The sequence below is a fragment of the Betaproteobacteria bacterium genome, assembly GCA_016791345.1.
Lineage (GTDB): Bacteria > Pseudomonadota > Gammaproteobacteria > Burkholderiales > JAEUMW01 > JAEUMW01.
Map to the genome: position 1 here is coordinate 16,227 of JAEUMW010000114.1, position 11,549 is coordinate 27,775.

An 11,549-nucleotide genomic window follows, 5' to 3' on the forward strand; every position below is an offset into this window, starting at 1 on the left:
CCCGCGGAGTCGCACGGCGGCGTTGTGAATAACTTTGTGGGAAAGTGTGTGCGTTGTAGAGATTTGGCTATCGCCGCGAAAGCCCATGCGGCGCTTCACTGTTCGCCTACATCGAGGAATAAGCGCTTCGAATCAGCGTATTGCGTTTGCGGCGGCAGCGAGGGACACGGCACTGGGGCATTTCGGCAGCAGCAGATTTTACTGTGGATTAACCGGGTTGCTTGAGACGCAGCGCGTGGGTCAGTGAAACCGCACGCTCGCTTCGTGAACGGTGTCGACGAGCACTGCGACGTTCTCGGGCGGCGTGAACTGCGAGACGCCGTGACCCAGATTGAAAACGTGCCCGGCGCCGCTGCCGAATCCAGTCAGGATCTGCTTCGCCTCGTGTCTCACCACGTCCGGGGTGGAGAGCAGGACCGCAGGATCCAGATTGCCCTGCAGGGCGAGCCGGCTGCCCACGCGCTGCCGCGCTGCGCCGATGTCGACCGTCCAATCGAGGCCGAGGGCATCCGCCCCGCACTCGGCCAGGGTCTCCAGCCACAGGCCGCCGCCCTTCGTGAACACGATGCTGGGCACGCGCATCCCCTGGTGTTCGCGCCTGAGTCCCGACACGACGCGCCTCAGATACGGCGCCGAGAAGGTGTGGAACGCGGCGTGGGAGAGCATCCCGCCCCAGGTGTCGAAGAGCATGACGGCCTGCGCGCCATGCTCGATCTGCGCGTTCAGGTACGCGGTGACCGCCGCCGCCGTGATCTCCAGGATGTGATGCAGGAGATCGGGTCGCGCGTACAGCAGCTTCTTCAGGGTGTGGAAGTCGGTGCTGCCCCCGCCTTCCACCATGTAGCACGCCAATGTTAAAGGGCTGCCGGAGAAGCCGATCAGGGGCACCTCGTTATCCAGGGCACGCCGCACCTGGGTGACCGTTTCCAGCACGTAGCCGAGTTGGCCCGGAATGTCGGGTGCGGAGAGGTCGCGGATTTCCCATTCGTCGCGCAGTGGGCGCTCGAGCTTCGGCCCCTCCCCTTCGGCGAAGTAAAGCCCGAGACCCATGGCGTCGGGAATGGTGAGGATGTCGGAGAACACGATCGCGGCGTCGAGCGGAAAGCGCGCGAGGGGTTGCAGCGTGACTTCGGTGGCGAGATCCGGATTCCGGCACAGGTCGAGGAAGCTGCCGGCGCGTGCGCGCGTCTGGTTGTATTCCGGCAGATAGCGCCCGGCCTGCCGCATGATCCAGATCGGCGTGTACGGCGTCGGCTCCCGCAGCAGTGCGCGCAGGAAGGTGTCGTTCTTCGGTCTCGTCATCGGTGCTCCAAACAAAAGGACGCGCCCGGGGGCGCGTCCTTCGCAGTGGTCCTTCGCGGTCGATCAGCGCGGCAGCTCGGATGTTCCCATGAGAAACTCGTCCACCGCACGCGCGCACTGGCGGCCTTCGCGAATCGCCCAAACCACCAGCGACTGCCCGCGCCGCATGTCGCCGGCAGCGAAGACTTTCGCCACCGAGGTCTGATAGCAGCCTGCCCCGTCGACCGTTGCATTGACGTTACCACGGCCGTCGTAGGCGATGCCGAGTTCGTCCAGCAGGCCCGCATGCACCGGGTGCAGATAGCCCATCGCGAGCAGGACGAGGTCGGCCGGGAGTTCGAACTCCGAACCCGGCACCTCGACCATCTTCATCTGCCCTTTGTCGTCCTTGACCCATTCCACGCGCGCCGCCACCAGCGCCTTGACGCGGCCATCCTCACCGTGGAACGCCTTGGTGGTGACTGCCCAGTCGCGATCGCATCCTTCCTCGTGCGACGAGGAAGTACGCAGCTTGAGCGGCCAGTAGGGCCACGTCAACGGCTTGTTCTCCTGCTCCGGCGGTTGCGGCAGGAGCTCGAACTGGGTGACCGACCTGGCGCCATGGCGATTCGACGTGCCCACGCAGTCGGAACCGGTGTCACCGCCGCCGATCACGATCACATGCTTGTCCTTCGCGGTCAGCGGCGAGACTCCCGCGTCGCCGGCCACGCGCTTGTTCTGCAGCGGCAGGAAGTCCATCGCGAAGTAGATGCCGTCGAGATCGCGCCCGGCGACTTTTAGGTCGCGCGGGTGCTCGGAGCCGCCTGACAACACCACTGCATCGAACTCGGCGACCAGTGCCGACCCCGGGACGGTCACGCCGACGTGCTGATTCACGCGAAACTCGACGCCTTCGCTGCGCATCTGCTCCACCCGGCGGTCGATGTGGTACTTCTCCATCTTGAAGTCGGGGATCCCGTAGCGGAGCAGGCCGCCGACGCGGTCGTTCTTCTCGAACACCACGACGTCGTGCCCGGCGCGCGCGAGCTGTTGTGCACAGGCGAGCCCTGCAGGTCCCGACCCGATCACCGCCACGCGCTTGCCGGTCTTGGACTTGGGCGGCTGCGGCACCACCCAGCCGAGCTCCCAACCCTTATCGATGATGGCGTGCTCGATCGACTTGATGCCGACGGCGTCGTTATTGATGTTGAGGGTACAGGCCGCCTCGCAGGGCGCCGGACACACGCGCCCCGTGAACTCCGGAAAATTGTTCGTGGAATGCAGGGTGTCGAGCGCCTCGCGCCAGCTCTGGCGAAAAACGAGATCGTTCCAGTCCGGGATGATGTTGTTGATCGGGCAGCCGCTCATGCAGAACGGGATGCCGCAATCCATGCAGCGCGCCCCCTGCACCCCTGCTTCCTGGTCCGTCAGGTGATGCACGAACTCGCGGTAATGGCGCAGGCGGTCGCCCGGCGGGTCGGCCGCTTCCTGCAGGCGCTCGAACTCCATGAATCCCGTGATCTTGCCCATTCAGTCTCCAGTTGAGAGTGGTCGGAGGTCGCCCTTTCCGGTCTGTCAGGCAGCGAGCTTGCGGCCTTTCGCGGCAAGCTCGCCCAGCGCGCGCCGGTATTCGTTCGGGAACACTTTCACGAAGCGTGGCCGGAAATCGTTCCAGTGATCGAGCACCTGCTTTGCCTGCGTGCTGCCCGTATAGCGCAGGTGCGCGGTCAGCAGGCGCTTCACGACCGACTCGTCGGAGCTGTCGAGATGCCAGACCTCGCGCGGCACCTTGCCCTCCTGCTCGGCTTCGGCAAGCAGCGGCTCCAGCTTGACCATGCTGGTGTTGCAGCGGTCCTTGAACGTGCCGTCCAGGTCGAGCACGTAGGCGATGCCGCCCGACATGCCGGCGGCGAAATTGCGCCCGGTCATGCTGCCGATCACGACCACCGTGCCGCCGGTCATGTACTCGCAACCGTGATCGCCGACGCCCTCGACGACCGCGTGCGCCCCCGAGTTGCGCACGGCAAAGCGCTCGCCGGCCACACCGCGGAAGAAGGCTTCACCCGTGATCGCGCCGTACAGCACCGTGTTGCCGACGATGATGTTCTCCCGCGGCACGCCGCGGAACTTGGCGGACGGCTGCACGACGATGCGTCCGCCCGAGAGCCCCTTGCCGACGTAGTCGTTGCCCTCACCGATCAGGTCGAGGGTGATGCCGTGCGCGAGGAAGGCGCCGAAGCTCTGGCCCGCCGACCCCGCCAGCGTGATGTGGATCGTGTCCTCGGGCAGACCCTTGTGCCCGTGGCGCCGTGCGACCTCGGACGAGAGCATGGTGCCGACGGTGCGGTTGACGTTGCGGATGGGCATCTCGATCGACACCCGTTCGCCGCGTTCGATGGCCGCTTCCGCGAGCTGGATCAGGCGATGATCGAGCGCGCGCTCGAGGCCATGGTCCTGGCTCTCGGAATTGAGGCGGGCGACCTCCGCCGGCATCGACGGCACGTAGAAGATGCGCGAGAAGTCGAGGCCCTTGGCCTTCCAGTGCTCGATGCCCTTCTTCATGTCGAGCAGGTCGCTGCGGCCGATCAGGTCGTCGAAGCGGCGGATGCCGAGCTGCGCCATGTACTCGCGCACTTCCTCGGCCACGAAGAAGAAGAAGTTCACCACGTGCTCGGGCTGTCCCGAGAACTTCTTACGCAGCTGCGGATCCTGCGTTGCCACGCCGACCGGGCAGGTGTTGAGATGGCACTTGCGCATCATGATGCAGCCCTGCACCACCAGCGGGGCGGTGGCGAAGCCGAACTCGTCCGCGCCGAGCAGGGCACCGATGAGCACGTCGCGCCCGGTTTTCATCTGTCCGTCGACCTGCACCGCGATGCGGCCGCGCAGCCGGTTCAACACCAGCGTCTGCTGCGTCTCGGCGAGCCCGAGCTCCCACGGCGTGCCGGCGTGCTTGATGGACGACCACGGACTCGCGCCGGTGCCGCCGTCGTGGCCCGCGATGGTGACGTGATCGGCTTTCGCCTTGGAGACACCCGCCGCCACCGTGCCCACCCCGATCTCGGACACCAGCTTGACGCTGATCGAGGCACGCGGATTGCCGTTCTTCAAGTCATGGATAAGCTGCGCCAGATCCTCGATCGAGTAGATGTCGTGGTGCGGCGGCGGCGAGATGAGGCCGACGCCGGGCACCGAGAAGCGCAGCTCGGCGATGTACTCGGACACCTTGTGCCCGGGCAGCTGCCCGCCCTCACCGGGCTTCGCACCCTGCGCCATCTTGATCTGGATCTGGTCCGCGCTCGTCAGGTATTCCGTGGTGACACCAAAGCGGCCGGAGGCGACCTGCTTGATCCGCGAGCGCAGCGAGTCTCCCTCCTGCAGCGGTAGATCGCGCGCGATGCGGTCGCGGCCGAGCAGTCCTGCCAGGGTATCGCCGCTCTTCACGGGCGCGAACCGGCGCGGGTCCTCACCGCCTTCGCCGGTGTTCGACTTGCCGCCGATGCGGTTCATGGCGATGGCGAGCGAGGTGTGCGCCTCGGTCGAGATCGAGCCCAGGGACATGGCGCCGGTGGCGAAGCGGCGGACGATGTCCTTCGCCGGTTCCACCTCGTCGATGGGAATCGACTGGGCCGGATCGACCTTGATCTCGAACAGCCCGCGCAGCGTCATGTGGCGGCGCGACTGGTCGTTGATGATCCGGGCGTACTCGCGGTAGGTGCCGACGCTGTTCGTGCGCGTCGAGTGCTGCAGCTTGGCGATCGCGTCCGGCGTCCACATGTGGTCCTCGCCGCGCACGCGGAAGGCGTATTCGCCGCCCGCCTCGAGCGCATGCGCCAGCACCGGATCGTTGCTGAAGGCGCCGCGGTGTACGCGGATCGCCTCCTCGGCGACTTCGAACACGCCGATGCCTTCGACGTTCGAGGTGGTGCCAGTGAAGTACTTGTCGACCAGCGCCCGCGACAGGCCGACGGCCTCGAAGATTTGCGCGCCGGTGTAGGACATGTAGGTCGAGATGCCCATCTTGGACATGACCTTCATCAGCCCCTTGCCGATCGCCTTGACGTAGTGGGCGATGCCCTTGTCGCCGCGGTACTCGGGCAGGATGTATTCGCTCGCGGTGCCGAGGATGGTCTCGAGCGCGAGGTAGGGATGCACCGCCTCGGCGCCGTAGCCGGCGAGCAGCGCGAAGTGATGCACCTCGCGCGCCGAGCCGGTTTCCACCACGAGGCCCGCCGAGGTGCGCAGCCCCTTGTCCACCAGATGCTGGTGGATGGCGGAGAGCCCGAGCAGTGCCGGAATGGCGACCCTCTCGGCATTCACGTTGCGATCGGAAACGATGAGGATCTGGCAACCGGAGCGCACCATGTCCTCGGCCTGCGCGCACAGGCTCGCGAGGCGCGCCTCGATCGCGCGGCTGCCCCACGCCACCGGATAGGTGATGTCGATCTCGCACGACCTGAACTTGCCCCGGGTGTAGCGCGAGATGTGGCGGATCGTCTGCATCTGGTCGAAGTTCAGCACCGGCTGGCTGACCTCGAAACGCAGCGGCGGGTTGGTCTCGTCCACGCCCAGAAGGTTCGGCTTCGGTCCGATGAAGGACACGAGCGACATCACGAGGTCTTCGCGGATCGGGTCGATCGGTGGATTGGTCACCTGCGCGAAGAGCTGCTTGAAGTAGCTGTAGAGCGGCTTGTTCTTGTCGGAAAGCACGGCGAGCGGGCTGTCGTTGCCCATCGAACCGATCCCCTCCTCGCCGTCCCGCGCCATCGGGCCGAGGATGTACTTGAGATCCTCCTGCGTGTAGCCGAAGGCCTGCTGACGGTCGAGCAGCGGTGTCGTGCTTTCTTCACGCGGTTCCGCCGGCGCCGGCAGGTCGTCGAGCTTGATGCGGATGCGATCGATCCATTCGCGATAAGGTTTCGCGCTGGACAGCGCGTCCTTGAGTTCCTTGTCGTCGATGATGCGCCCGGCTTCGAGATCGACCATGAACATCTTGCCCGGCTGCAGGCGCCACTTCTTGACGATGCGCTCCTCGGCGATCGGCAGCACGCCGGTCTCCGAGGCCATCACCACGAGGTCGTCGTCGGTGACGAGATAGCGCGCCGGCCGCAGCCCGTTGCGATCGAGCGTGGCGCCGATCTGGCGGCCATCGGTGAAGGCTACCGCCGCCGGTCCGTCCCACGGCTCCATCATCGCCGCGTGGTACTCGTAGAACGCGCGGCGGTTCGGATCCATCAGCGTGTGCTTTTCCCACGCCTCGGGGATCAGCATCATCATGGCGTGCGCCACCGAGTACCCGCTCATCACCAGCATTTCGAGCGCGTTGTCGAACGACGCCGAATCCGACTGGCCCGGATAGATGAGCGGCCACACCTTCTCGATATCCTTCCCGAGCACCGGCGAGGAGATGGCGTGCTGCCGCGCGCGCACCCAGTTCACGTTGCCGCGCAGCGTGTTGATCTCGCCGTTGTGGGCGATCATCCGGAACGGATGCGCCAGGTCCCAGGTGGGGAAGGTGTTGGTCGAGAAGCGCTGATGCACCAGCGCGAGCGCCGACACCACCGACCGATCCTGCAGGTCCTTGTAATAGGTGCCGACCTGATGGGCGAGCAGCATGCCCTTGTAGCAGATGGTGCGCGCCGACATCGACGGCACGTAGAACTCCTTGCCGTGAGCAAGCTTGAGCGCGCGGATGGCGTGTCCCGCCGACTTGCGGATGACATAGAGCTTGCGCTCCAGCGCGTCGGTGACGGTCACCCCCGGTCCGCGCCCGATGAAGACCTGGCGGATCACCGGCTCGATCTTCTTCACCGATTCGCCGAGACCGGAGTTGTCGCGCGGCACGTCGCGCCAGCCGAGCAGAACCTGTCCCTCGGCGCGGATGGCGCGTTCGATCTCTTCCTCGAAGGCGATCCGCGCAGCCGGCTCCTGCGGCAGGAACAGCATGCCGACGCCGTACTCTCCGAACGGTGGCAGCAGAACGCCCTGCTTCGCCATCTCGGCGCGCAAGAAGCCGTCGGGCAACTGGATGAGAATGCCGGCGCCATCACCCGCGAGCGGGTCCGCACCCACCGCGCCGCGGTGGTTGAGGTTCTTCAGGATCTGCAGCCCCTGCTCGACGATGTCGTGGGACTTCGCACCCTTGATGTGAGCGACGAAGCCGACGCCACAGGCGTCGTGCTCATTCTCGGGGTCGTACAGGCCTTGGCGGGGGGGAAGAAATTCGTTCACGGGCGACCTCGCAGTAGAGTCAAAGCCGGTCCTCACACCGCCGTGGCTCGAACGCGTCGAGCGGCCACGACGCAGAGCGGAAAATGTGGCGGGGGGCTGCAGAGTGTATCTCGATCAACCACCGCCTTCAACCGTTACAAGCTACTGAAAACGCGGAACTACCTGAGGCGGCGCGAGGCATGCACCGCATTGCAGCACGGCGCGTCGAAGACGCACCAAGACGGGTCACGATTCGTCGATTGCGTACAGCCGGCGATGCTCCCGAATGGCGAAGCGATCGGTCATCCCGGCGACGTAATCCGCGATCGCGCGCGGGCCGTCGCTGCCGTGGCGCAGCTGGTACTGCGGCGGCAGCAGGTACGGCTCCTCGAAGAAGGCCCGAAAGAGCTCCGCCACGACGCGCTTGGACTTGCGGCTCATGCGCGCGACGCGAAAGTGTTGATACAGGTGCTGCCGCAGATAGCGCTTGAGTTCCTGCTGCTCCGCTTGGACCTCCGGGCTGAAGGCGATGAGTGCCGGGGCGAACCGCACCGCTGCCACCGACGTCGGTGCCGCGGCATCGATGTTGGCACGGCTTTGCGCGACGAGATCGCCGACCAGGCTGTTGATCATCCTGCGCACCGTCTCGTGCACGAGGCGCCGGCCGCCGAGCGCGGGATATTCGTCGCGCACGCGCGTGAGATGGCGGCGCACGATGCTGGTGGCGGCGAGCTCCTCGAGCGTCACCAGCCCGGAACGAATGCCGTCGTCGACGTCGTGATTGTTGTAGGCGATCTCGTCCGCGAGGTTCGCGATCTGCGCCTCCAGCGACGGCTGGCGGCCGCTGAGGTGTCGCTCGCCGACGTCTCCCAGGGTCTTCGCCGCGGCGCGCGAGCAGTGCTTGAGGATGCCTTCGCGCGTCTCGAAGCAGAGATTGAGGCCGTCGAACGTGGCGTAGCGCTCTTCGAGCACGTCGACCACGCGCAGACTCTGCAGATTGTGCTCGAACCCGCCGTGTTCCTTCATGCACGCGTTGAGCGCATCCTGCCCGGCGTGCCCGAAGGGCGTGTGGCCGAGGTCGTGCGCGAGGCAGATCGCCTCGACCAGGTCTTCGTTGAGCGCGAGCGCGCGGGCGACGGTGCGGCCGATCTGCGCCACCTCCAGGCTGTGGGTCAGCCGCGTGCGGAAGAGGTCGCCTTCGTGATTGACGAAGACCTGCGTCTTGTATTCGAGCCGGCGAAACGCGGTGGAGTGGACGATGCGATCGCGGTCGCGCTGGAACTCGCTGCGCTCGGCGGGGGCGGCCTCCGCATGCACGCGCCCGCGCGAGCTTTCCGGGTGCACCGCATAAACCGCCAGGTCAGCCATGCGCCGGCTTGCCGGACAACACGTCCTCGAGTACCGCTGCCGGCACGTCCGCCGTCACGAACGCCTCGCCGAGCGACTTCAACAGCACGAAGCGGATGCGCCCGCCCTCCGCCTTCTTGTCGACTTCCATGAGTTCGAGGTAGCGCCGCGCACCCAGCTCGGGGGCCGCGACTGGCAAGCCGGCGCGCACGTAAAGGGCGCGGATGCGATCGACATCGCGATTGTCGAGCAGCCCGAGACGGCGCGAAACCTCCGCCGCGAGCAGGGTTCCGGCGGCGACCGCCTCCCCGTGTAGCCACTCGCCGTAGCCCAGGCCAGCTTCGATCGCATGGCCGAAGGTGTGGCCGAGATTGAGCAGCGCGCGCACGCCGGCCTCGCGCTCGTCCGCGCCCACCACTTCGGCTTTGGCTTCGCACGAGGCGCAGATGGCGTAGGCCAGCGCCGCAGGCTCGCGCGCGACCAGCCGTTCCACGTTCGCCTCCAGCCATTCGAAGAAGGGCCGGTCGCGTATCAGGCCGTACTTGATGACTTCCGCAATGCCGGCGGCGAGCTCGCGATCGGGCAGCGTCGCGAGCGTGCCGTAATCGGCGAGCACCAGTCGTGGCTGGTAGAAGGCGCCGATCATGTTCTTGCCGAGCGGATGATTGATGCCGGTCTTGCCACCGACGGAGGAGTCGACCTGCGCCAGCAGCGTCGTCGGAATCTGGATGAAGGGCACGCCGCGCAGGTACACCGCGGCAGCGAATCCGGCCAGGTCACCGATCACGCCGCCGCCGAGCGCGACGACCGTGGTCTTGCGTTCGCAGCGCGCCGCAAGCAGGGCATCGAAGATGAGGGTCAGCGTCGCGCCGGTCTTGTAGGACTCGCCGTCCGGAAGCACGACCGGCACCACGGCGACCCCTGCGCTCTGCAAGGTTTCCTGCAACGGGCCGAGATACAACGGCGCCACCGTCGTGTTGGTGACGATGGCCGCCTTCTTCTGCGCGAGATGCGGCAGGATCAGATCCGCGCGGTCGAGCAGGCGCTCACCGATGTGGATCGGGTAGCTCCGCTCCCCCAGGTCGACCGTGATCGTGTCCATGAAGTGAAGTTGCGTCAGGCCGGCTCTCGCGGCAGCGTCTGGCGCAAGCGCTGCTCGAGCTGGCTCACCAGCTGGCGCAGGCTCTGCGCACCGGTGTCCACCGTGATGTCAGCCACTTCGCGGTAGAGCGGGTCACGTTGCGCGAAGAGGTCGGCGAGCCGCGCGCGCGGATCTTCGGTGCGCAGCAGCGGCCGATTGCGATCGTGCCGCGTGCGCTGCCACAGTTCGTCGACGTTCGCCCTCAGGTAGACCACGAAGCCGTGGCGGGCGAGCACCTCGCGGTTTTCCTGCCACAGCACCGCGCCACCGCCGGTGGCGAGCACGACGTTTTCCGCCCGCACCAGTTCGTGCAGCAGGGCGGACTCGCGCCGGCGAAACCCCTCTTCGCCTTCGATCTCGAAGATCACCGACACGGTGACGCCGGTGCGCTTCTCGATCTCGTGATCGCAATCGATGAAGGTCATGCGCAGGTCCTTCGCCAGCAGGCGCCCGACCGAGGTCTTGCCGGCGCCCATGAGGCCGACGAGAAAGATGTTGCGGCGGGACTCGCACGCATCGACCGATGTCATTGCCGGATTCTATGTATCCGCAACGACAGCGGCAACCGCGGGAGCGCCTCACGCACGACGTCTGTACGCCCAGACCAGCATGAGAATGCCGGCGGCGATCATGGGTAGACTGAGCCACTGCCCCATCGTCCACCCGAGCGCGAGGAAGCCGAGAAAATCGTCGGGCTGGCGGGTGAACTCGACGGCGAAGCGGAAAACGCCATAGCCGATCAGGAAGAGCGCGGAGACCGCACCGCGCGGGCGCGGTTTGCTCGAAAACCACCACAGCAGGATGAAGAGGGCGACGCCTTCGAGCGCGAACTCATAGAGCTGCGAGGGATGGCGCGCGATGGCGTCCACGTTGGGGAAGACCATCGCCCACGGCACGTCCGAGGGGCGACCCGGCAGCTCGGCATTGATGAAGTTGCCGATGCGGCCGGCGCCGAGACCGAGCGGGCAGAGCGGCGCCACGAAGTCCATCACCGTCAGCCACGACTTGCCGGTGCGGCGGCAGAAGATCGTGAGCGCGATGAGCACGCCGAGCAAGCCACCGTGGAACGACATGCCGCCTTCCCAGATGGCGAAGATGGAAAGCGGGTGCGCGAGATAGTCGGAGAACTTGTAGAACAGCACGTAGCCCAGCCGCCCGCCGAGAATCACGCCGAACAGGGCGTACACCACCATGTCGTCGAGTTCGTGGGCGGTGATCGGCGCACCCGGCCGGGCGCGGATGCGGTAGCGGCCGAGCGCGATGGCGAGCGCAAAGCCCAGGAGGTACATGAGCCCGTACCAGCGTATGGCGAGCGGCCCGATGTGGATCGCGACGGGGTCGAACTGCGGGTGAACGAGCATGAGAAAGTCCGGCTTGCGCTAAGATTCGCGATTATACGAGCCCGCCCTCGGCGGCCCGCCCGGGCGCCGCGCGACCCGAATTCGAGCGCACAGGAGATCACGAGAATGTCGGACAACCGCAGAAGCCGCATCGTCACGCAGGGCGTGCAGCGTTCACCCAACCGAGCGATGTTGCGCGCCGTCGGTTTCGGCGATGGTGACTTCGACAA

General features: G+C 66.3%; 7 protein-coding genes. All 7 read right to left on the bottom strand.

The window, feature by feature from the left end:
* Window positions 1-240: 240 nt before the first annotated feature.
* The 7 genes from JNK68_04575 to JNK68_04605 all read right to left on the bottom strand — a co-directional run bounded on the left by JNK68_04575 (window position 241) and on the right by JNK68_04605 (window position 11,340).
* Complete coding sequence (locus tag JNK68_04575; protein MBL8539628.1) at window positions 241-1,302, bottom strand: uroporphyrinogen decarboxylase; 1,062 nt, start codon at window positions 1,300-1,302, stop codon at window positions 241-243.
* Between the two features lie 63 nt (window positions 1,303-1,365).
* On the bottom strand, window positions 1,366-2,811 hold the full coding sequence (locus JNK68_04580; protein MBL8539629.1) for a glutamate synthase subunit beta: 1,446 nt from the start codon (window positions 2,809-2,811) through the stop codon (window positions 1,366-1,368).
* A 45-nt stretch (window positions 2,812-2,856) separates the two neighbouring features.
* A complete protein-coding gene (locus JNK68_04585; GenBank protein MBL8539630.1) occupies window positions 2,857-7,482 on the bottom strand; it encodes a glutamate synthase subunit alpha in 4,626 nt (1,541 codons plus the stop codon).
* Between the two features lie 255 nt (window positions 7,483-7,737).
* Window positions 7,738-8,859, bottom strand: a complete 1,122-nt coding sequence (locus JNK68_04590; GenBank protein ID MBL8539631.1) for a deoxyguanosinetriphosphate triphosphohydrolase — start codon at window positions 8,857-8,859, stop codon at window positions 7,738-7,740.
* The gene (gene aroB / locus JNK68_04595) at window positions 8,852-9,940 is read right to left on the bottom strand and encodes a 3-dehydroquinate synthase (protein MBL8539632.1); all 1,089 of its coding nucleotides are present in this window, start codon (window positions 9,938-9,940) and stop codon (window positions 8,852-8,854) included. The genes JNK68_04590 and aroB overlap by 8 nt, the downstream gene beginning before the upstream one ends.
* A 14-nt stretch (window positions 9,941-9,954) precedes the next feature.
* A complete protein-coding gene (gene aroK / locus JNK68_04600; protein ID MBL8539633.1) occupies window positions 9,955-10,509 on the bottom strand; it encodes a shikimate kinase AroK in 555 nt (184 codons plus the stop codon).
* 48 nt (window positions 10,510-10,557) lie between these two features.
* Window positions 10,558-11,340, bottom strand: coding sequence for a prolipoprotein diacylglyceryl transferase (locus tag JNK68_04605; GenBank protein MBL8539634.1), 783 nt, complete (start codon window positions 11,338-11,340; stop codon window positions 10,558-10,560).
* Window positions 11,341-11,549: the final 209 nt, after the last annotated feature.